This window comes from Streptoverticillium olivoreticuli subsp. olivoreticuli (assembly GCF_003391135.1).
In the GTDB taxonomy this organism is placed as follows: Bacteria; Actinomycetota; Actinomycetes; order Streptomycetales; family Streptomycetaceae; genus Streptomyces; species Streptomyces blastmyceticus.
In genome coordinates this window covers 3,750,549-3,771,613 of the sequence record NZ_CP031455.1, presented here as the reverse complement: position 1 = coordinate 3,771,613, position 21,065 = coordinate 3,750,549, and the positions used below count along the sequence as shown (strand labels likewise).

Here is a 21,065-nt window from a genome sequence, read left to right as displayed (position 1 = left end):
ACTGCCACTGTGGGCGCACGCAACATCCGCGCCATCAAGGGGGCCTCGTGCGCCGATCCATCCTGCTCATCGCTGCTGTTCTGCTGCTTGCTGCCTGCAGCAGCGGCAAGTCCGCGCCGACCACCGACGGCAAAGGCCCGGTGACCCCGGCCTCGTCCACATCGGACGCTACTGGCGTATTCAAGGCACTCGCCGCCGCGGTACCGACGGCCAAGCTGACGTGGACGGCGACCGCGGTGAACGACCCCAACCACCTGCTCGGCCGACCCGGCCAGTACACGTCGAAGATTGCGTTCGCGGACTCGCAGATCCCGAGCAAGGACACCGAGCTCGGCGGCACCCAGCTGTACAAGGCGGGTGACCTGCAGCTCGGCGGAAGCGTGGAAGTCTTCCCCAGCCTGGAAGACGCCGCGGCCCGCGCCAAGTACGTCACGGCGGTCACCAAGTCCGTGCAGGCGTTCGCCGAGTACGACTACCAGCACGGCGACGTCGTCCTGAGGCTGTCCCACCTGCTCACCCCGGACCAGGCAGCAAAGTACAAGGCGGCTCTCGGCAAGCTCAGCTGACGGTGGTGCAGAGGTCCGTGCAGGCACACCTGCTCACCTGCCGGTGGTCCTGCCGGAGTTGAACCACTTCACCATTCCCTGCATCAGATGCGGCTGGTATTCCCTCACCCACAAGGGTGATTGCGGCAGATCCGTCAACTGGCCGCCAGGACATACCGCTTCCATATACCCGTCGCTGAGAGAGCCGCGCGCACCAGGGGGAGCCGGGTTGGATCGCCGCACATTTCAGAGTCGGTTGCTCGCCCTGGGCGGGCTGACCGTGGCCGGGGCGTTGTTCGGGGCGCCGAAGGGCGTGGCGGCCGAGCCGGGGGCGGTGGTGGAGTACGAGCTGCCGTTCGCCGAGGAGACGCACGAGATCGTCAAAATGCCCGGCAGGCCGATGGCGTTGGTGTCGCAGATGTCCAATAGCCATCTGGTGAAGCTGCGGCTCGATCCGCGTACCGAGCAGGTGACGGGCATCAGGGCGTTCCCCCTCGGGCCGTCGGACGCGCTGTTGCACGGGCTGGCCGTCTCGGCGCGTCACCCCGGGAGGATCTGGGCCACGCACGAGGGCGGGAACCGGTTGCTCCTGGTGGATCCGAGGGCGGACGCGCTCGATGCCGCGCCATGCGTGGAGCGGGAGATCGACATTCCCGGCGGCGGCCGGGGGCCGCACTACGTCAACGAGTACGACGACGTGCTGTGGGTGACGCTGAAGGAGAGCAACCAGGTGCTGGCCCTGGACCACACGTGTCCGGCACGCCATCGGCTCTTCGAGGCGAGGCGCCAGCCCATCTTCGCCGCCCGGCACCCGGCCAGCGGGGACTTCTACGTCAGCCAGGACAGCGCGAGCTCGTTGCTGCGGATCGACCCGCGGAGCGGGCGTACGTCGCAGATCCCGGTCCCGGCGGAGCACGGCAGCACACCGGTGGGGCTGATCAGCGGGCCCGGCGGCGTCTGGGTGGTGCTGCTCGGCACGGCGGAGACGGGCACCGGCACGTTCGGCAGGATCGACGGGAACGGGCAGATCGACTGGCACCGGCTGCGCGATCCGCAGGGACAGTCGGCGGGGCTGCTGCACCTGGCCTTCGATCCGCCGGGCACGGGGCGCGGGCCCGGTCTGTGGCTGCTGGGATCGTCGATCGTCTCCGACAAGGCGCGGGATCTCATCGTCCGGGTGCGGTTCGACCCGTCCTGGACGCGGGTCGTCGGGGAGGAGTACGCGGCGCTGCCGACGCAGCGTTGCAAGGCGCACCGCTTGCTGCCGTTGGAGCGCAGCGTGCTCGCCACCGAGCTGACGACCGCGAGGGTGGCGCAGCTGACTCTTCCCGAGAAGGACTGCTGAGCGCCGAGGGTCTGCAGCCCCCCGGCACGGTGGTGAGCCGTCGGCTCAGCTCAGCCGGGCCTCGGCGTAGACGGCCATCGCGTCGCACTGGTAGGCGGCCAGCCCGTCGGCGATCTTGTCGAAGTTCGCGCGGAACCGCGGGTCGTCGGCGTAGGTCCGGCCCAGCCCCTTGTACGCGGCCGCGTTCGGGGTCCAGAACCGGCACACGCCCCGGTAGTGGGCGTCGATCTCGGCCTGTACCGCGGGATCGGCGACCGGGGTGCCGGCCACCATGAACTCGGCCATGCGGATCATCTGCGCCGTCGCCTCACGCTGCCAGCGGTCGGTGTCCTCGGCGGTCATCGTCGCGACGGCCTGCCGGGACTGCTCCCAGTGCTCCGGCCAGCGCTCCCGTGCCTCGGCCTCGTGCTCGGAGTGCTCGGAGTGCTCGAAGCCCTCGAACAGGTTCTCCGGCCTGTTAATCTTCGTCATGTCGTTGTCGTCCTTGCCTTCCTCCAGTTCGGCGATGGTGCGGCCGACCGTGTGGGCGAGCGTCTCCAGCCGGTTCCGCTCCGCGAGCAGCCGCTGGTGGTGCTCACGGAGCACGGCCACCTGGTCGACCTGGCTGTCCAGGACCGCCCGGATCTCGCGCAGCCCCACGCCCAGCTCCCGCATCAGCAGGATCTGCTGCAACCGCAGCAGACCGGCCTCCTCGTAGTAGCGGTGCCCGTTGCTCCCGATCCCCGCGGGCGGCAGCAGACCGATCTCGTCGTAGTGCCGCAGCGTCCGGGACGTCACCCCGGACATCCGGGCCACGTCCGCGATCGACCAGATCATGGCTCCGCCTCCCATCGCCGGGCCGGTCCCTCCGGCCCCACAGCAAGACCGTAGAAGTTGACGCAACGGAAACCGCAACCCGGAATCGGCAACGGCCGACGTCATTCGGGCGCCGAGCCGGTGATCGTGCTGAGGGCATGGCGGAGGGCGGCGTCGCTCGGCGGGCGGTCGCGCCAGCGGGCGCCGATGTGGCCGTCGGGCCGGATGAGCAGTGCTCCGTGCGGGCGGAGGCCGCAGAGGTCGATGTGCTCGTGCGGAAGGGGCTCGATGTGCAGCGGCCAGGGTGTGGTGGCGGCTTGTCGCTCCCAGTGGGCGGGATCCGGGGTCAGGAGGGTGAACCACTCGCCGAAGGTGTCGAGCGTGGAGCTGTCGGGTGTGAGCCAGAGGTGCGGCATGCGATGCCCTGGATCTGTGGTGGGCACGTAGTCCGTGCCTTCGTCGTACGGTTCGGGTGGGGTGTCGTCGCCGGCGAGGACGGCGCCGGAGCGGTAGGCGACGCCGAGCACGAGGCCGAGTTGGGCGAAGTACGCCTCCGACCAGGGCAGTTCGATCGGGGCCGATGCCGCTTCGCCGGTTCGGAGCTGGTCGCGGCGTCGGTTCTGCACCTGGAGCAGAAGCTGGGTGTTGGCCACTGCTTGGCGGAGAGTCCGGTGGGCGACCGGTTGGCGTTCCGACTCGTACGTCTCCAACAGGCCCGGCCCGGCCCACCCGTGGAGAACGCCCGCCAGTTTCCAGCAGAGGTTGTGCACATCGGCGACGCCGGCGTTCATGCCCAGGCCACCGATGATGGGGATGGCGTGCGCGGCATCGCCGGCCAGCAGGATCCGGCCATGGCGGAAGCGCTCGGCGACGAACGCGTTCATCACCCAGTGCTGGACCCGCAGCACCTCGACCCGTACCTCGGCGCTTGGGCCGAGGGCGCGCGAGACGAGGCCGGACCAGTCGGCGCGCGCGGGGTCTTCGGGTGTGGGGGCGAACCAGGCCCAGCCCCCTTCCGGGTAGAGCGGGAGGAACGAGCCGTGCGCGGTGAAGTAGACCCCGGCGGGCCGGCGGGCGCACCAGCGGTCGAGATCGGCGTCGAACACGACGGTGGTGACACCCCCCAGCGCCCCGGGGCCCGTGGTGTCGATTCCCAGCAGCTGCCGGACGGTGGAGTTCGCACCGTCGGCGGCGAGTACATAACGGGCACGGACCCGGGTCTCGTCACCGCTGTGACGGTCGACGAGCAGGGCCACGACGCCGTCGGTCTCCTCGGCCAGGCCGGTCAGCCCGGATCCGAACCGCACCTGCGCTTCCGCCGCGGCGAGCAGGATGGGTTCCAGCCGGTCCTGCGAGGTGACCGCGCCGATCACGGGGCTCTCGGGCACCGGCGCGTCGACCCCGACCATCGCCGCGGTGGCGAAGTCGCGGTCGGACAGGGTGTCGCGGAAGCGGATGCGGCCGTACTCCGGCGCGAACGCGGCGGCGGTGATCGCGGTGGCCTGCCCGAGCCGGCGGAAGATCTCCATCGAGCGCACGTTGACCAGCCGGGATCGCGGAAACGGCGACAACTCGCGGTGCTTCTCGACCAGCAGCACCTGCACGCCCCAGCGTTCCAGGAGCGCTCGGGCGGTGAGCCCGACCGGCCCGCCACCGACGATCAATACGTCCGTCTCGGCGTTCGCCACAGGCATGTCGAAGTCCTCCTGCTCACCTCGGGCCCAGCGGGGCACTCGGTGAGTGTGACAGGCGGATGACCGAAATCCGACCATCCGTGCACGCCCTCCCCGCGCGGAGCGACATGCTCGGAGCATGTCGCAGCTCCACACCCGGGATTACGAGCGCATGCTCGACCTCCTCGTCGCCGTCCTCGAGAACGACGACCCCGCGTCGTCGGGGCAGCTGATCGCCGGGCAGCTGCACGCCGCCTTCGACTGCAACACGGTGATCTTCGCGGAGCTGCGCCCGGTGCAGCGGACGGGACGGGCCGAGGGGTGGGCGCCCGAGTCGATCGGGGAGTCCGCCGGGGAGGTCATCCGGCGGCGCGTGCTGCAGAAGCACCCGCTGATCTCCTATATGGCCACCGACCTGCGGGGGCCGGTGATCGTCAGTGACATCTGCGAGAGGTGGCGCCACTCGCAGATCTACTCCGAGGCGCGCCGGGACTACGGCACGACGCAGCAGCTCGGCGTTCCGCTGCCGCCGGTCGAACCGGGTGTCCTGCGGGCCGTCTCGCTCGGTCGTCTGGGGGACTTCAGTGCGCACGAGCTCGCCTTCGCCGAAAGGATCCAGCCACTGCTGATCGGCGCGGACCGGCACATACGCGAACAGACGCGATTGCGCGAGGCGCTGGCGGCCGCGGGCGGAGCGGCGCGCCCGGTGGAGGACCACGGGCTGACCCCTCGCGAACTCACCGTCCTCGGGCTGCTCGCCGAGGGCCTCACCGCCGACGGCATCGGCCGGCGCCTCACCATCTCGCCGCACACCGTCAACCGCCACCTGGAGAAGGTCTACCGCAAGCTCGGCACGAACAACCGCGTCTCCACGGTATCGCTCGCGCGGCGCTTCGGGCTCGTCGTGTGAGTAGGAAGATCTCCCTATGGCCTGGCCCCGGCGCCCCCGTCAAGCTCGTATACAGAGGCCGGCCGCCGACGCCGGACACGGGGGATTCGGCGACGGCACGCCTCTCGCGGGCCCGCCCTGCCGCTCAGCGGGCCCGCTCCCGCACCCGGTCCACCCGGCGGATCTCCACACGGGACGGGCCCTTGCCGAAGGCGGCCACGGGGGCGGAGTGCCGGAGGGCGGCATCGACCGTGGGCAGCGACGGGGCGTCGCGGCGGACCGTGGGGGTCGTGACGACGTAGTCGACGTCCCGCCAGCCGTGGGGCAGGGTCTTCGCCACGGCCGGGTCGAGATCGGCCTTGTAGAACCAGACGGCCCCGGTGCGGGGCGCGAAGCCGGAGTGCACGAGGTCGAGCCAGACCGCGTCGTCGGTGAGGACGCGCGTCCGGCGCGCATCGGGGACCTTGTCCGGGTCCCGCAGCCAGGAAACCGCCGCGCGGTAGGGGCTGTTGACATCCGCGGTGAGGGCGACGCGCGTGCCGTCGTACCAGCGCGGCCCGACGCAGAAGCCCGCCGCCGCGACCAGCAGCACGACCGCCGTCCAGCGCGCCGGATACCAGCGACGGCAGAACCCCGGGCGCGTGCGCAGCAGCGCGCACGCGATCGCCGCGGCCACCCCGGCGAGGGTCAGGGCGAGGAAGGGCAGCGCCTGGATGACGTACATCGCGGGGAGATAGCCGGACGGCCGCAGCGCGACGGCCGCCAGCAGCAGCACGGCCACCGCGGGCCCGGCGAGCGACCGGCCCGTGACGGAACGGCGCACGCCCACCAGCAGCAGGACAGCGGCGAGCAGCCCGCCCAGCGGCAGGGCCCGGTCGTAGTACAGCCAGGAGTCCAGCACCCGGTGGGCGGCCGAGCCGGGGGAGAGCAGGAAGCCCGAACCCGCCCGGCTCATCTGGTAGGTGACGCCGCCGACGAGCGACACATGGCCGGGCCCGGGGAACAGCTCGTGGTTGAGCAGCGCGAACAGCGGATACGACAGGCCCGTCAGCGCGCAGGCCAGCACCGCCCCGGTCACCGCGAACTTCCGGGTGTCGCGGTGGCTGTGGCGCCACATCGTCAGCAGCAGCGCGGGCAGCACGACCAGGATGGTCTCCTTCGTCAGCACGGCGACCGCCGCGGCCAGGCCCGCCCCGAAGTGGTGCCACAGATGCCGCCGGGGGGAGGCCGCCAGACAGAAGGCCAGCAGCATCCACATCACGGCGATGTTGTCGAGGAAGATCTCCCGCTGGAAGACGACGGACAGCGGCGACAGCCCGAACAGGGCCATGGCCAGCCCCGCCGCCCAGTGCTGCAGCCCGAGCCGCCGCCCCAGCACGTACACCAGCACCGCGCTCGCCGCCGACACCAGCAGCATCGCGCAGCGCATCGGAGCGACCGACATCAGCTCCGGCGCGACGACGGAGGGCACCCAGGTGAGCACCGCGAGCTGCAGCCAGCCCAGGGGCGGATGGTCGTACCAGTACGTGTACGGCGCGAGCCCCTTGCCGTGCTGGACGGCCCACGCCTGGGCGAGGTAGGTCCCCTCGTCGTCGCTGAGGGAGGGGTAGCCCGTGATGTTCCAGCCCTGCACGACCACGACCACGGCGAGCAACAGCCCGCACAGCGCCAGGTCCGGCGCGGACCTGCGCAGCCGCAGCACCGGTCTGACGACCACCGGCGGCCGCCGCGGCACGGGCGGCGGCCGGAAGGCGGTGGCGGGCGGGCCGGACACGACAAGCGGGGTCACGAAGTGACGTCCTCTCGGATCAGATGCGCGCCTACGTGCTGGGTCAGCTCCCACTCGTTGCGGCCCCGCTGCTCCCGCCAGACCGCGCGGATCGCGGCCCCGGCGAGCAGCAGCTGGTACCAGGGGCCGCCCGCGATCAGCTTGAGGTAGTGCCGGAAGCGCACGTGGAGCCCGTACTGCACGCCGAAGTCGTGCAGCCCGACGACCTCGAAGACGAACGTGACGAAGGCGGTGACCGCGGGCAGGAAGGTCAGCACGGCGACCTGGACGGGCACGTCCAGGAGGAAGGTCACCACGACGTTGAGCGGGATGACGACCCCGGTGAACGCCTGCATGAACGGCGTCATCAGGGTGTAGCGGGCCAGCATCCGCTGCCCGAAGGTGGGCAGCCGCCGCCAGTCCCGCTTGCGGTAGACCTGGAGGAAGCCCTGGTTCCAGCGGGTGCGCTGCTTCAGCAGGCTCAGCAGGCTGTCCGGGGTCTCCTCGCGGGTGACCATCTCGGAGTCGTACGCCACGACGACGCGCCGCCCCTTGCTCGACAGCCGTACGCCCAGGTCGCAGTCCTCCGCGAGGCAGTTCGGGTCCCAGCCGCCCGCCTCGCGCAGCACGTCCGTGCGGACGAAGACGGTGTTGCCGCCCAGCGGGATGAACCCCTTCTGCGCGTGCAGGTGCAGGCGGCTGCGGAACCAGAAGAAGTACTCCAGGCAGTTGCGCAGGCTGTACCAGCTGGAGTGGAAGTTGATCAGCTGGACGCCGCCCTGCACCACGTCCGCGCCCGTCGCGCGGAAGGCGTGGTCGACGTGCGCGAGCAGCGCCGGGTGCACCTGGTCCTCGGCGTCGAAGACCCCGACGACCTGCCCGAGGCAGTGGGGGAGCGCGGTGTTGAGGGCCTTGGGCTTGTTCTTCTTCGCGTGGGTGTCGACGATCACCCGTACGTGCCGGGGCGCCGCGGCGGCGACGCGCTCGGCGACCGCTGCGGTCTCCGGGTCGTCGTGGCCGACGATCACCAGGATCTCGAAGCGGGTGTGCGTGGACTCCAGCAGCCGCCTGACGGTCGGTTCGAGCACGGCCTGTTCGTGCCGGGCGGGCAGCAGGAGCGAGAAGCTCAGGGCCGTGTCGCCGCTCGGCTGCTCGAAGCGGGTCGCGGCCAGCGTCTCGGGCGTGCGCCAGGCGTGCATCTGCCACCACAGCGTGAACGCGGCCATCCAGAACAGCGTCAGGGACACGGCACAGACGACAACGGACGTGAGCAACGAAGTCCCCCCGCGTATGGCTCGCCTTCGCACGAGAGGCTACGGGCGGCGGGCGGCGCCGAGGTGCGGAACGGGTGAAACGGGCACCCCCGAACTGATGGGCGGTGAAAGGAAGTTGACAGCCCGACGCCTTCCCGCGGGACCCACTTCCGTACGGGGCGCGGGAGTGGGAAGCTGCCCTCTATGGGTGCATTGAGGCGCATACGCGGCCGGCGGGTGCTGTACGCGGCGGGAGTCGCGGCGCTCATGGGCCCGGCACTGCTGGCCCTCACCGGCTGCGAACCGACCGGTGACGGCCTCGACGCGATCACCGTCGCCGTCACCACCGGCAAACGGGCCACGGACGAGCTCAAGCACGAAGGCTACGACGTGCGCTGGGTGTCGTGCAGCGGAAAGGCGGAGGACGGCGGCGTCACGGACAAGGGGTCACCGCGGCCGGTCCCCGCGATCGGCGTCGACTGCCAGGGCCGGACCGGGGGTGGCGGCAAGATCATTGTGTTTGGGCGGGTGACGGGGATCTCGGGCGATGCGTGCGTCAAGGGGCGGGTGACGGCGAAGGTGGACGGTCGGACGGTCTTCGTGGTGGCGGTGCTGGGGGATTGCTCGCGGGCGAGTGCGTCGTCCGGTGGCGGGCCTCGGACGCCTCCGGCGGGTCACTCCTCCTCGCCGAGCTGCTCGCCCTCCGGGCGGGGGGTGTCGACGCAGCCTCCGCCGACGCCGTCGCCGCTGCCGGGCAAGTAGCGCCTGCGGCGAGCTTTGTTCCCCACCCCGCCCCTTCCCGCAACTGGGGCTCGTGCCCCAGACCCCCGGCCTCGGGTCCGTTGCCGCCTGCGGCGGGGGCGCCCTGCGGGCGCGTCCTCAAACGCCGGACGGGCTGATTTCAGCCTGTCCGGCGTTTGAGGACAAGCGGCGCAGCCGCTTCAGGGGGTCCGGGGTCTCCCCGGTTTCGGGAAGGGGCGGGACTGGGGAACAAAGCCCGCCGGGCCGCACCCGAGCACGGGTCCGGGGCGGAGCCCCGGCCTCGGCGGAGCCGAGCATCAGATGCTGCGGGAAGGGGCGGGGTGGGGGAAAACTAGACCCGCCGCGGCACCGGCACCCGCGTCAAGTCCCTGGCCACCGTCAGCTCTCCGGAAAACCCCGCCGCACGCGCGGCCCGCTCGAAGAGCGAAGGGTCGTCGTACCGCTGGGAAAAATGCGTCAGCACCAGATGCCGCACCCCCGCGGACGCGGCAACCGCCCCCGCCTGCCCCGCCGTCAGATGACCGTGATCGGCCGCCAGCGCCGCGTCCTCGTCCAGGAACGTCGACTCGATGACGAGCATGTCGCACCCCTCGGCCAGCGCGTACACCCCGTCGCACAGCCGCGTGTCCATCACGAACGCGAACCGCTGCCCGCGCCGCACCTCGCTCACCGCGTCCAGGGTGACCCCGCCGAGCACGCCGTCCCGCTGGAGGCGTCCCACGTCGGGCCCGGCGATGCCGTGCTCCGCCAGCAGGTGGGGCAGCATGCGCCGGCCGTCGGGCTCGGTCAGGCGGTAGCCGTAGGACTCGACGGGGTGGGAGAGGCGGCGCGCCTGAAGGACGTACGAGGGGGTCTCGGCGAGCACCGCGCCCTCGCCCGACACCGGCTCCTGGACCAGCTTCACCGTCTCGCGGTAGGCCGTGGCGTACCGCAGCCGGTCGAAGAAGCGCTGCCCGCTCCTCGGGTAGTGCGCGGTGACCGGGTGCGGCACCTGGTCGAGGTTGATGCGCTGGATCACCCCGGCGAGCCCGAGCGAGTGGTCACCGTGGAAGTGGGTGACGCAGATCCGGTCGAGGTCGTGCGCGGCCACCCCCGCCCGCAGCATCTGCCGCTGCGTCCCCTCGCCGGGGTCGAAGAGCAGCCCCTCGCCGTCCCAGCGCAGGACGTAGCCGTTGTGGTTCCGGTGCCGGGTGGGCACCTGGCTGGCGGTGCCCAGGACGACGAGTTCGCGTACGGACAAGGGAGTTGCTCCGTTTAGCCGGGGGGCCAGTTGAGGGAACGGCCGCCGAGTACATGGGCGTGCGCGTGGAAGACGGTCTGCCCGGCGCCCGCGCCGGTGTTGAAGACGATCCGGAAGCCCGTCTCCTTGATCCCGGTCATCGCGGCCACCTCCTCCGCCGCGCACAGCAGATCGGCGGCGACCTGCGGCTCCGCCGCGGCCAGGGAGGCGGCGTCGGGGTAGTGCGCCTTGGGGACCACCAGGACGTGCGTGGGCGCCTGGGGGTTGATGTCCTGGAACGCGACGGTCGTGTCGGTCTCCCGGACGACGGTCGCCGGCACCTTCCCCGAGGCAATCTTGCAGAACAGGCAGTCGGCCTGCGGTTCTCCCGCCACCGGTGGCTCCTCAGGATCTCGTTCGGCTGATACCCAGCGGATCTTACCGGCGGGCATTCCGGCTCTTCGTCCTGGTCGCGAACGCCATGCAGGCCCCGAGGCCGCCCAGGGCGCTGACGTTGAAGGCGCCGAACAGCCACTGCGGGTCCAGGCGGACCGTCAGGAGCAGGACCGAGAACAGCGTGCACCACGCCGCGCCCAGGGCGATCGCGCGGAGGGGGACGCTGCGCCGGGGCAGTTGCGTCACGAAGCCGCGCAGCGGCGCGGGGATCCTGTGCCGGGCCCACAGGAGGCAGCCGGTCCAGACCGCGGCCATCGCCGCGATCCCGGCGAGCCGGGCGGCGAGGGGGATGGACGGGGGCAGGTTGCGGCCGGGCTCGGACGTGTCGGTGACGACCATCGTGAAGATGGCGACGGCGAAGCACGCGAGAGCGGGCCAGCAGGCGCGGCGCATCAGCTTGCCGGTGATGAACCGCAGGTTGTGGTGGGCGCTCGGGGAGTTGGGGTCGGCGGCGAGGGCCGCCGAGACATCGCCCAGGGCGTCGTAGAGATCGGCGTGGGGCCGCTCGGCGGCCAGGGCCGCGAGGTTGTTGCGGGCGCTGCCGTTGCCGGGGTCGAAGGTGAGCACGTGGCGCATGGCCTGCTCGCAGATGTCCTTGCGGCCCATGTCGTACGCCACGATGTAGAGCGCGAAGTGGGCGGAGGCCAGCTCCGGGCCCAGCCGGATCGCCTCCAGGGCCGTCGCGTACGCCTCGCCGAGCCCCTCGCCGCCCGGCAGCAGGCGCAGCGCCTTGGCCAGCACCACCCGCGGGATGGGCTCCTGCGGGAGCAGCCGCACGCCCTCGCGGGCCGCGTCCACGGCGTCGTACCACATGGTGTTGGCCCGCAGGGCCTCGCTCCGCCGCAGGTGGGCGTCCGCCTCGTCCGGGTTCACCCGCAGGGATTCGTCGGCGGCCCGCCGCGCGCCGACGTAGTCCTCGGCCTCGAAGCGGCAGGCGGCGAGGCGCTCCCAGGCCCGGGAGTCGTCCGGCTCCAGCGCCAGGTGCTCCCTCAGTATCTTCTCGGCCTGCTCGTAGCGCTCGATCTCGATGAGGGCCATGGCACGGGCCACGGCGCCGGGGGTGGTGGTGCTCAAAGCATCTTCTTCCGCTTCAGATACGCGAGCAGCTCGTCGTAGGCGCCGCCCTCGTTCGCGAACTGCGCCACGTTGCGCGCCGAGGCGAACCACGGCCCGGTCGACGGCCGTATGTGGTCGAGCGCGCCGAGCAGGTCGGACATCTCGATCATGCGGGCCCGGCCGGTCCGTACGGAGTCCAGCAGCGCCCGCTCCGCCGCGGACTCGCACAGGTGCTGGAGGTCCGCGCCCGAGAACCCGTCCGTCCGCTTGGCCAGCTTGGCCAGGTCGATGCCCGCGACGGGCCGGTCCTTGAGGTGGTGGTGCAGGATGCCCTCGCGGGCGGGCTGGTCGGGCGGCAGGACGAGCAGCATCCGGTCGAGGCGGCCCGGCCGGCGCAGCGCGGTGTCGACGTCCCACGGGTGGTTGGTGGCGGCGAGCACGAAGACGCCGTCGTCGGCGCCGCCGTCGACGCCGTCGAGCTCGGTGAGGAGCTGGTTGACGGTGTTGCGCATGCCGGTGTGGCGGACCTGGCTGCGCCTGGCGCCGAGGGCGTCGATCTCGTCGAGGAAGAGCACGCACGGGGAGTTGCGCCGGGCGGTCTCGAAGAGCTGGCGCAGGTTGCGCTCGGACCTGCCGATCCACATGTCGAGGACGTCGCTGATGCTGACCGACATGAAGCGGGCGCCGAGCTCTCCCGCCACGGCGCGCGCGATGTACGTCTTGCCGCAGCCGGGCGGCCCGTACATCAGCAGTCCGCCGCGCAGGCTCTTGCCGTACAGCTTGCGCAGCTCGGGGTTGCGCATGGGGGCGAGGAAGGCCGCCTCCAGGCGCTCCTTGACCTCGTACATCCCGCCGACGTCCGCGAGCTTGACGCTGCCGGTCTCGACCTCCCAGAGGGAGTCGTCGTCGGAGTCACCGCCGTCGGCGGCGAGCGGGGGGTGCGGGTGCGGCGGCGCCGCGGCCTCTTCCGGCTCCTCCATCGCTTCCGACCGGACGAAGGCGGGCGGTACGACGTCGGAGAGCTCGTTCTCGGCGAGCTTCCAGTCGTACGAGGTGGGGGCGGCCGGTTCGGCGGGCGCGGCGGCGGGTGCGGCAGCGGGGGGCGCGACGGCGCGGGCTATCAGCGCCTGGGCGTCGGCGTTGCCGGGTTCGCGCTGCAGCGCGGCGGCGACGTGGGCGATGGCGTCCTGACCGTGTCCCGCGTCGAGCAGAAGCTGGGCGAGGTGCAGGCGCAGGGGCACGTCGTCGGGGGCGGCTTCGACCGCTGTACGCAGGCTCGTGATGAGCGGTGACTCGGACATGGCCCCAGGGTATGTCCGAGCCGGGCGGCGCCCGGAATCCGGGGGCTTTCGCCCCCGGACCCCGGATCCCGGTTACGGCAGGAAGTACATCGGGTTCGGCAGCTTGTACGTGTGGTTCGCGTAGCCGCCCGTCAGGTCGCTGTACTGGTCGCCGAAGTTGGCGACGATGTCGTAGCCCTCGGACTCGATGTGCTTGCGCGTGCCCGACTTGTACTCGACCGTCGTGCAGGACGCGCCGCACGGCAGGTACGCCGGGGGCGTCTTCTTGTTCTTCAGGAAGAAGTGCGCGGGGTCGGCGGCCGGCTTGTAGCCCGCGTTCTTGAGGTTGCGGACGCTCCAGTCGCGCTGGTGCTCGTCGCGGCCGGTGACGTAGAAGACCGTGATGCCCTTGGACTGCGCCCAGTTGACGAGCTGCGGCATGCCGAAGACGGGGGCCATGTCCGTGGACTTCAGGTACGCGTCCTGGGACTCGGGCGTGAAGTGGAAGCCCTGCTGGAGCTCGTAGTTGTAGGTCAGCAGGGTGGTGTCGTCGACGTCCAGCACGATGGCGGGCTTGGCGCCCTTCTTGCCGGGCTTGTTCTTGACCGTGCGCTCCAGCTGGGCCTTGGCCTTCTTCTGGATGTCCGCGAGCTGCTTGGCGTAGTTGCTGTCCGGCGACGCGTAGTGCTGGCCCTTCTTGTCCACGGTGTCGCCGTAGTAGGCCTTGATCTTGTCGGTGACCTTGGTGAGGTTCGGGATCTCCTTGTCCGAACGCGGAGCGGAGTGGTCGGCGGAGGCCGCGCCCGCCGCGTAGAGGCCGGTGCCGAGGGCGACGGCCGCGGTGACGGCGGCGATGCGGGTGCGCTTGCGCTTGGACGCGAGGGAGGGCTGCACGAAGGACTCCAGGTGAGCAAGGTGGGTGCAGCGCGAAACTAGAGGTTTGGCGGTCCTCGGTCAAGGGTATCGGGGCGGGTTTTCTACGCGCGGAGACCGGCGGTACGGACAACGGGCCCCGGGGGAGCCCCGGCGCCCGCCGTGTCACACCGCCGTGGGCTCCTGCCGCCGGGCCGCGGAACCCCAGCCGCCGGCCTCGGTGTTCGCCGCCGCGCGGTCCAGGATGCGGGCCGCCGCCGCGGGGGAGTCGACGAGCGGATGCAGCACCAGCGCGCGGAGCGCGGCCGTGCGGTCGTGGTGCACGGCTGCCTGGATCGCGGCCCGTTCGACGGCCTTGAGCTGGAGCATCAGCCCGAGTTGGTCGTCGCTCAGCTGGGCGCACGGCAGCGGTCTTGCGCCGCCCGCGCCCACCTCGCACACCGTCTCGATGATGGCGTCCGGGTCCAGCGCCGGAACGGTCGTGCCGTTGGGCACATTGAGGATGAGGCGCGTGCGCTCGTCCCGGGAGACCGCCCGCATCAGGGCCAGCGCCACCTGGTCGTAGCCGCCGCCCTCCAGGTCGCACGAGTCGCGCTGCCAGCCGCCGCTCGCGGCCCGGCTCTCGGCCATGTAGGTCTCCTCGCGGTGCAGCCGGGTCCGCTCCCACAGCCGGTACGCCTGGTCGGGCGACTCGGCCGCCTCGTGGAAGAACCCGCCCTGCTGCTGGTCGAGGAACTCGCCGCGGGTCTCGACCGCCTCCAGGACCGAACGCAGGGTCTCGCGGCGGAAGTAGTAGTAGTGCAGATATTCGTTGGGCAGGCAGCCGAGGGCCTGGAGCAGCTCCGTGCCGAACAGCTTGCCCTCCTCGAAGGAGGCGAGCGCGCGGTCGTTCGCCAGGAGTTCGGGCAGCAGATCCCTGTCGTTCACCTTCAACGACCTCAGCCAGCCCAGGTGGTTGAGGCCCACATAGTCGAATGTCACCCGGTCGGGGTCGACTCCCGCGGCCCGCGCCGCGCGCCGCACCAGCCCCACGGGTGAATCACAGATCCCGATGACCCGTTCGCCCAGCACGGATGCCATCGCCTGGGTGACCATGCCCGCCGGATTGGTGAAGTTGATGACCCACGCGTCGGGGGCGACCTCCGCCACCCGCTCGGCGATGTGCAGGGCCACGGGGATCGTCCGCAGCCCGTAGAGCACACCGCCCGCGCCCACCGTCTCCTGTCCCAGCACGCCCTCGCCGAGGGCGATCCGTTCGTCCCGCACGCGCCCGGCGGTGCCGCCCACCCGGATCGCCGAAAAGACGAAGTCCGCACCGCTCAGGGCCTCGTCCAGGCCGCGGGCGATACGGACCACCGGGGCGTCCGGCACATCCGTCGCCTGCGCGGCCAGTACGGACGCGATCACCCGCAGACGCATGGAGTCGGTGTCGTAGAGCACGAGTTCCGTGCAGCGGCCGGGAGTGCCGCGCCGCGCGTCGTCCAACAGGGCCCGGTGCACCAAGGGCACTCGGAAACCGCCACCGCCGAGAATCGTCAGCCTCATGGAACGGAACGTATCGCAGCATCGGGCAGACTGTCCGGACCCGCACCCCCTGTGAGAGGAGCAGCGAGCGAGCATGACGATCATTTCGCCTCATGCGGCACCGCAGTCGGCTTTCCCCGGCGAGCGCTTGCAGGGGGGTGGGTGTGCCGAGGACTTCGCCGGGGCGGCGGTACCCGTCCTCGACCCGCTCGCGGAAGTGCGCGCCGAAGGCGACCCGGACACTGACGTCTATCTGACCGGGACGGTCTTCCTCGACATCATCTTCACCGGCCTGGACACCGCCCCCGTGCGCGGCACCGAGTCCTGGGCGCGCGGCATGGGCTCCAGCCCCGGCGGCATCGCCAACATGGCCACCGCCCTCGCCCGGCTGGGGCTGCGCACCTCGCTCGCCGCCGCCTTCGGTGACGACATGTACGGCGAGTACTGCTGGGAGGCGCTCTCCCGGGGCGAGGGCATCGACCTCGGCCTCTCCCGCATGGTCCCCGGCTGGCACTCCCCGGTCACCGTCTCCATGGCCTACGAGGGCGAGCGGACGATGGTCTCCCACGGGCACGAGGCGCCGCCGCCGGTGGGGGCACCCCCAGCGGTAGCTGGGGGAGAGCCGGCCCCCGAGTGCCCGCCCCCGGCCCGGGCGGCCGTCGCCCTCCTGGTGCCCGGCCGGCAGGAGGAGTGGATCGCGAGCGCCGCCCGCCGGGGCAGCCGGGTCTTCGCCGACGTCGGCTGGGACGAGACCGGCCGCTGGGACCCGGCCGACCTCGCCGACCTGGAGCACTGCGAGGCCTTCCTGCCCAACGCCGAGGAGGCCATGCGCTACACCCGGACCGACTGCCCGCGCGCCGCCGCCCGCGCGCTGGCCGAGAAGGTGCCGGTCGCCGTCGTCACCATGGGGGAGAAGGGCGCCTACGCGGTCGACAGCGGTACGGGCGAGAGCGCCGAGGTGCCCGCCATCGCCGTCGAGGCGCTCGACCCGACCGGCGCGGGCGACGTCTTCGTCGCGGGCTTCGTCACCGGCACCCTCGCCGGCTGGCCGCTCGCCGACCGGCTGGCCTTCGCGGGCCTGACCGCCGCCCTGTCCGTACAGGAATTCGGGGGGTCGCTGTCCGCACCCGGCTGGGTGGAGATCGCCGCCTGGTGGAAGCACGCGCGGTCCTTCGACGACCAGCCCCCGGCCGCCCTGCGCCGCTACGCCTTCCTCGACGGCATCCTGCCCGCGGCGGCCCGCCCCTGGCCGCTCCGCCGCGCGGTCCCCACGCTGGGTTTCCGCCAGCCTTAGCCGTATCCGGCGGACCGGGCCGTTCATGCGCCGTGGCGTCACGGATCCGCCGGACCCTCGCCCTCGGGGGTGGTGCGCGCGGCTTACTCCGGGCCGCCGGAGCGGAGCCGCCACGTCCGCGCGGGTGTCGGGCCGCGACCCGACGGAGACCCCCTGCACAGGCCGTAAAACCCGTAAGGGTTATCGGTGCACCGACGTACCCTGAAGACACAGCAGACAGACCCAGACGGACACGGAAAGAGGGATGAGCAGGCCCCAGAGCCGGCCCATGACTCAGACACCCACACAGCCGCAGGCGACCGCCCGGTTCACCGTCCCGGCCAAGCACCCCATGGTGACGGTCCTGGGCTCCGGGGACTCGCTCCTGCGCGTGATCGAGAAGGCATTCCCCGGCACGGACATACACGTACGGGGCAACGAGGTCAGCGCCAGCGGGGACCCACGGGAAGTCGCCCTCGTGCAGCGCCTGTTCGACGAGATGATGCTGGTGCTCCGCACGGGCGCGCCGATGACGGAGGACGCGGTGGAACGGTCGATCGCCATGCTTCGCAACGAAGAGGGGCAGGAGGCGACCCCCGCCGAGGTCCTCACCCAGAACATCCTCTCCAGCCGGGGCCGCACCATCCGCCCCAAGACGCTCAACCAGAAGCTCTACGTCGACGCCATCGACAAGCACACGGTCGTCTTCGGCATCGGCCCCGCGGGCACCGGGAAGACCTATCTGGCCATGGCCAAGGCGGTCCAGGCCCTGCAGTCCAAGCAGGTCAACCGGATCATCCTGACCCGGCCGGCCGTCGAGGCGGGCGAGCGGCTCGGCTTCCTGCCCGGCACGCTCTACGAGAAGATCGACCCTTACCTGCGGCCGCTCTACGACGCCCTGCACGACATGCTCGACCCCGACTCGATCCCGCGCCTGATGGCCGCGGGGACGATCGAGGTCGCGCCGCTCGCGTACATGCGCGGCCGCGCCCAGCCGATCTTCACGAACGTGCTGACGCCTGATGGCTGGCGCCCTATCGGCGACCTTCAGGTCGGTGACCTGGTCATCGGTTCGAACGGTGAGCCGACCCCGGTCCTGGGCGTCTATCCGCAGGGCGAGAAGGACATCTACCGTGTCACGGCCCAGGACGGTGCCTGGACCCTGTGCTGCGGCGAGCACCTGTGGACGGTCCGCACGGCCTCGGACAAGCGTCGCGACAAGCCGTGGCGGGTCCTGGAGACCAAGGAGATGATCGGCAATCTGCGCGCGGCTCAGGCTCGCCGCTACGAGCTGCCGCTGCTCACGGCGCCGGTCGAGTTCCCCGGGCGTGAGGTCCCCATGGACCCGTACGCCTTGGGCCTCCTGCTGGGCGACGGCTGCCTCACGGGGCGTACGACCCCGGCGTTCGCCACCGAGGACCCGGAGCTCGCCGTCGCACTGGAAGCCGCTCTGCCCGGTGTCGAGGCGCGCTGGAAGGGCCGTGCCGACTACACCCTGAACCGTGTGAAGGCGCAGGGTGACGTGGTCACCCTGGAAAACCCGGTCACCGGAATGCTGCGCACCCTGGACCTGTTGGGCAGTCGGTCACACACGAAGTTCATCCCGGACGACTACCTCCAGAACTCGGCCGAGGTGCGTCTGGCCGTCCTCCAAGGGCTGCTCGACTCCGACGGCGGTCCGGTCACGCAGGTGAACCGCACGTGTCGCATCCAGTACACGACCACGTCGATCCTTCTGCGGGATGACGTGATCTCGCTGGTGCAGTCGCTCGGCGGTGTCGCGTACACCCGACGCCGGGCGGCCGAAGGACGGAAGCCCGGGAAGGCGAACGGCCGCGAGGTCGCTCACCGTCATGACGCCCACATCGTCGACATCCGTCTCCCCGAAGGCATCGAGCCCTTCCGTCTTGCCCGCAAGCGCGACAAGTACCACGCGGCCGGAGGCGGCGGCCGCCCGATGCGGTTCATCGACAGCATCGAGCCCGCGGGGCGCGAGGAGGCCGTCTGCATCCAGGTCGCGGCCGAGGACTCGCTGTACGTCACCCAGGACTACCTGCTGACGCACAACACGCTCAACGACGCCTTCATCATCCTGGACGAGGCACAGAACACCAGCCCCGAACAGATGAAGATGTTCCTCACCCGCCTCGGCTTCGACTCGAAGATCGTCATCACCGGTGACATCACCCAGGTCGACCTCCCCGGCGGCACCAAGAGCGGTCTGCGCCAGGTCCAGGAGATCCTGGAAGGCGTGGAGGACGTCCACTTCTCCCGGCTCACCAGCAACGACGTGGTCCGGCACAAGCTGGTCGGCCGTATTGTCGACGCGTACGAGCAGTACGACAGCCGCAACGGAAAGTAAGTCAAGCAATCCCATGGCAATCGACGTCAACAACGAATCCGGCACGGACATCGACGAGCAGGCGGTCCTCGATGTCGCCCGCTACGCCCTCGCCCGTATGCGCATCCACCCGCTCTCCGAACTCTCCGTCATCGTTGTCGACGCCGAAGCCATGGAGCAGCTCCACATCCAGTGGATGGACCTCCCCGGGCCCACCGACGTGATGTCCTTCCCGATGGACGAGCTGCGGCCGCCCGCCAAGGACGACGACGAGCCCCCGCAGGGCCTGCTCGGCGACATCGTGCTCTGCCCCGAGGTCGCGCAGAAGCAGGGCCAGGACGCGCCGACCAACCACTCCATGGACGAGGAGCTCCAGCTGCTCACCGTCCACGGCGTCCTGCACCTCCTCGGCTACGACCACGAGGAGCCCGAGGAGAAGGCCGAGATGTTCGGCCTCCAGGCGGCCATCGTCGACGGCTGGCGCGCCGAGCGCGGGATCGAGGGGCCCTCGCCGGCGCCGACGATCACGTGACCGGCCGGCTGATCGCGGTCGCGGTCCTGCTGCTCGTCATCGCCTGGCTCGCCGCCTGCGCCGAGGCCGGCCTCGCCCGGACCACCCGGTTCCGGGCCGAGGAGGCCGTACGGTCGGGGCGGCGCGGCAGCGCCCGGCTGATGGCCGTCGCCGCCGACCCCACCCGCTATCTCAATGTGGCGCTGCTGGTGCGCGTCGCCTGCGAGATGGCGGCGGGCGTCCTCGTCACCTACGTCTGCCTGCGGTCGTTCGACGCCACCTGGCAGGCGCTGACCGTCGCCATCGCGGTGATGGTGCTCGTCAGCTATGTGGCCGTCGGGGTCTCCCCGCGCACCATCGGCATCCAGCACCCGCTGAACACGGCCACCGCCGCGGCGTACGTGCTGCTGCCGCTCGCCCGGATCATGGGCCCGGTGCCGCAGCTGCTGATCCTCCTCGGCAACGCCTTCACCCCCGGCAAGGGCTTCCGCAAGGGCCCCTTCGCCTCCGAGGCGGAGCTGCGGGCGATGGTCGACCTCGCGGAGAAGGAGTCGCTCATCGAGGACGACGAGCGCCGCATGGTGCACTCCGTCTTCGAGCTCGGCGACACCCTCGTCCGCGAGGTGATGGTGCCCCGCACCGACCTGGTCGTCATCGAGCGCGGCAAGACGATCCGTCAGGCGCTCACGCTGGCGCTGCGCTCCGGCTTCTCCCGGATACCGGTGACCGGCGAGAACGAGGACGACGTCGTCGGCGTCGTCTACCTCAAGGACCTCGCCCGCAAGACGCACATCAGCCGGGACGCCGAGTCCGAACTGGTCTCGACGGCGATGCGGCCCGCCGTGTTCGTACCCGACACCAAGAACGCGGGCGACCTGCTGCGCGAGATGCAGCAGCAGCGCAACCACTGCGCGGTCGTCATCGACGAATACGGCGGCACGGCCGGGATCGTCACCATCGAGGACATCCTGGAGGAGATCGTCGGTGAGATCACCGACGAGTACGACCGCGAGCTGCCGCCCGTCGAGGACCTCGGCGACGGCCGCTACCGCGTCACCGCCCGCCTCGACATCGGCGACCTCGGCGAGCTCTACGGTCTGGAGCTGGACGACGAGGACGTGGAGACCGTCGGCGGGCTCCTGGCGAAGGCTTTGGGGAGGGTGCCGATCGCCGGCGCGAAGGCGGAGGTCGACCTCTCCGCGTACGGCCTGTCGGAACGCTCGGAGATCCGGGCGCTGCGGCTGACGGCGGAGTCTGCGGCGGGTCGCCGGAACCGCATCGTGACGGTGCGGGTGGATCCTGTGCGCGAGGACGAACGGGCCTGAGCTTGCGCCTGCGGCGGGCTTGTTCCCCAGCCCCGCCCCTTCCCGAAACCGGGGAGACCCCGGACCCCCTGAAGCGGCTGCGCCGCTTGTCCTAAATCTCCCCCAGCTACCGCTGGGAGGTGCCCCCACGGGCTGGATTTCGCGGACCGTAGCCCGCAAATTCAGCCCGTCCGGCGT

18 protein-coding genes are annotated in these 21,065 nt (G+C 71.2%); 8 read left to right on the top strand and 10 right to left on the bottom strand.

Annotated features, from left to right (window positions below; all coding sequences use genetic code 11):
- The first annotated feature begins 47 nt into the window (after positions 1-47).
- Both DXZ73_RS16390 and DXZ73_RS16385 read left to right on the top strand, forming a co-directional pair.
- Complete coding sequence (locus tag DXZ73_RS16390; protein WP_116211741.1) at positions 48-566, top strand: lipoprotein; 519 nt, start codon at positions 48-50, stop codon at positions 564-566.
- A gap of 208 nt (positions 567-774) precedes the next feature.
- On the top strand, positions 775-1,890 hold the full coding sequence (locus DXZ73_RS16385) for a hypothetical protein (protein WP_162890221.1): 1,116 nt from the start codon (positions 775-777) through the stop codon (positions 1,888-1,890).
- 45 nt (positions 1,891-1,935) lie between these two features.
- Here the strand turns inward: DXZ73_RS16385 and DXZ73_RS16380 are convergent, their stop codons facing one another.
- Together DXZ73_RS16380 and DXZ73_RS16375 are read right to left on the bottom strand one after the other, a co-directional pair.
- A complete protein-coding gene (locus DXZ73_RS16380; RefSeq protein ID WP_116211739.1) occupies positions 1,936-2,706 on the bottom strand; it encodes a MerR family transcriptional regulator in 771 nt (256 codons plus the stop codon).
- 101 nt (positions 2,707-2,807) lie between these two features.
- Entirely contained in the window at positions 2,808-4,379 is a 1,572-nt protein-coding gene (locus tag DXZ73_RS16375; RefSeq protein WP_116211738.1) for an FAD-dependent monooxygenase, read from the bottom strand.
- Positions 4,380-4,497: 118 nt separating this feature from the next.
- Here DXZ73_RS16375 and DXZ73_RS16370 point away from each other — a divergent pair, with 118 nt between their 5' ends.
- Positions 4,498-5,268, top strand: coding sequence for a helix-turn-helix transcriptional regulator (locus DXZ73_RS16370; protein WP_116211737.1), 771 nt, complete (start codon positions 4,498-4,500; stop codon positions 5,266-5,268).
- 124 nt (positions 5,269-5,392) lie between these two features.
- Here the strand turns inward: DXZ73_RS16370 and DXZ73_RS16365 are convergent, their stop codons facing one another.
- On the bottom strand, positions 5,393-7,036 hold the full coding sequence (locus DXZ73_RS16365) for a phospholipid carrier-dependent glycosyltransferase (protein ID WP_116211736.1): 1,644 nt from the start codon (positions 7,034-7,036) through the stop codon (positions 5,393-5,395).
- Positions 7,033-8,241 (bottom strand): glycosyltransferase, encoded by a 1,209-nt coding sequence (locus DXZ73_RS16360; RefSeq protein ID WP_205519349.1) that lies wholly within the window; start codon positions 8,239-8,241, stop codon positions 7,033-7,035. The genes DXZ73_RS16365 and DXZ73_RS16360 overlap by 4 nt, the downstream gene beginning before the upstream one ends.
- Positions 8,242-8,472: 231 nt before the next feature.
- Between DXZ73_RS16360 and DXZ73_RS16355 the strand changes: the two genes are divergently transcribed.
- Positions 8,473-9,030, top strand: a complete 558-nt coding sequence (locus tag DXZ73_RS16355) for a hypothetical protein (protein ID WP_162890220.1) — start codon at positions 8,473-8,475, stop codon at positions 9,028-9,030.
- A gap of 331 nt (positions 9,031-9,361) precedes the next feature.
- On the opposite strand, the gene DXZ73_RS16350 is transcribed toward DXZ73_RS16355, so the two are convergent.
- The 6 genes from DXZ73_RS16350 to DXZ73_RS16325 form a co-directional block, all read right to left on the bottom strand.
- On the bottom strand, positions 9,362-10,270 hold the full coding sequence (locus DXZ73_RS16350) for a ribonuclease Z (RefSeq protein WP_116211733.1): 909 nt from the start codon (positions 10,268-10,270) through the stop codon (positions 9,362-9,364).
- Between the two features lie 14 nt (positions 10,271-10,284).
- On the bottom strand, positions 10,285-10,644 hold the full coding sequence (locus DXZ73_RS16345; protein WP_116211732.1) for a histidine triad nucleotide-binding protein: 360 nt from the start codon (positions 10,642-10,644) through the stop codon (positions 10,285-10,287).
- Between the two features lie 43 nt (positions 10,645-10,687).
- The gene (locus DXZ73_RS16340; RefSeq protein WP_116211731.1) at positions 10,688-11,779 is read right to left on the bottom strand and encodes a tetratricopeptide repeat protein; all 1,092 of its coding nucleotides are present in this window, start codon (positions 11,777-11,779) and stop codon (positions 10,688-10,690) included.
- Positions 11,776-13,062, bottom strand: coding sequence for an ATP-binding protein (locus tag DXZ73_RS16335; RefSeq protein WP_116211730.1), 1,287 nt, complete (start codon positions 13,060-13,062; stop codon positions 11,776-11,778). Before DXZ73_RS16335 ends, DXZ73_RS16340 begins: the two co-directional genes overlap by 4 nt.
- Positions 13,063-13,134: 72 nt before the next feature.
- Entirely contained in the window at positions 13,135-13,935 is an 801-nt protein-coding gene (locus DXZ73_RS16330) for an HAD family acid phosphatase (protein WP_116211729.1), read from the bottom strand.
- A 144-nt stretch (positions 13,936-14,079) separates the two neighbouring features.
- Positions 14,080-15,459, bottom strand: a complete 1,380-nt coding sequence (locus DXZ73_RS16325; protein WP_116211728.1) for a 6-phospho-beta-glucosidase — start codon at positions 15,457-15,459, stop codon at positions 14,080-14,082.
- A gap of 73 nt (positions 15,460-15,532) precedes the next feature.
- Between DXZ73_RS16325 and DXZ73_RS16320 the strand changes: the two genes are divergently transcribed.
- The 4 genes from DXZ73_RS16320 (at position 15,533) to DXZ73_RS16305 (ending at position 20,888) form a co-directional block, all read left to right on the top strand.
- Positions 15,533-16,732, top strand: a complete 1,200-nt coding sequence (locus DXZ73_RS16320) for a carbohydrate kinase family protein (RefSeq protein ID WP_116211727.1) — start codon at positions 15,533-15,535, stop codon at positions 16,730-16,732.
- A gap of 268 nt (positions 16,733-17,000) precedes the next feature.
- Positions 17,001-19,073 (top strand): PhoH family protein, encoded by a 2,073-nt coding sequence (locus DXZ73_RS16315; protein WP_116211726.1) that lies wholly within the window; start codon positions 17,001-17,003, stop codon positions 19,071-19,073.
- Between the two features lie 13 nt (positions 19,074-19,086).
- Positions 19,087-19,584 carry an rRNA maturation RNase YbeY gene (gene ybeY / locus DXZ73_RS16310; protein ID WP_116211725.1) on the top strand — a complete coding sequence of 166 codons (498 nt, stop codon included), beginning with the start codon at positions 19,087-19,089 and terminating at the stop codon, positions 19,582-19,584.
- Entirely contained in the window at positions 19,581-20,888 is a 1,308-nt protein-coding gene (locus DXZ73_RS16305) for a hemolysin family protein (RefSeq protein ID WP_116211724.1), read from the top strand. Before ybeY ends, DXZ73_RS16305 begins: the two co-directional genes overlap by 4 nt.
- The last annotated feature ends 177 nt before the right edge of the window (positions 20,889-21,065 follow it).

Bases quoted from the DNA above. Each gene is read 5' to 3' on its own strand.
- DXZ73_RS16370 (WP_116211737.1), top strand. From the start codon at position 4,498: ATGTCGCAGCTCCACACCCGGGATTACGAGCGCATGCTCGACCTCCTC.
- DXZ73_RS16360 (WP_205519349.1), bottom strand. From the start codon at position 8,241: ATGGCCGCGTTCACGCTGTGGTGGCAGATGCACGCCTGGCGCACGCCC.
- ybeY (WP_116211725.1), top strand. From the start codon at position 19,087: ATGGCAATCGACGTCAACAACGAATCCGGCACGGACATCGACGAGCAG.
- DXZ73_RS16355 (WP_162890220.1), top strand. From the start codon at position 8,473: ATGGGTGCATTGAGGCGCATACGCGGCCGGCGGGTGCTGTACGCGGCG.
- DXZ73_RS16325 (WP_116211728.1), bottom strand. From the start codon at position 15,459: ATGAGGCTGACGATTCTCGGCGGTGGCGGTTTCCGAGTGCCCTTGGTG.
- DXZ73_RS16320 (WP_116211727.1), top strand. From the start codon at position 15,533: ATGACGATCATTTCGCCTCATGCGGCACCGCAGTCGGCTTTCCCCGGC.
- DXZ73_RS16335 (WP_116211730.1), bottom strand. From the start codon at position 13,062: ATGTCCGAGTCACCGCTCATCACGAGCCTGCGTACAGCGGTCGAAGCC.
- DXZ73_RS16375 (WP_116211738.1), bottom strand. From the start codon at position 4,379: ATGCCTGTGGCGAACGCCGAGACGGACGTATTGATCGTCGGTGGCGGG.
- DXZ73_RS16315 (WP_116211726.1), top strand. From the start codon at position 17,001: ATGACTCAGACACCCACACAGCCGCAGGCGACCGCCCGGTTCACCGTC.
- DXZ73_RS16380 (WP_116211739.1), bottom strand. From the start codon at position 2,706: ATGATCTGGTCGATCGCGGACGTGGCCCGGATGTCCGGGGTGACGTCC.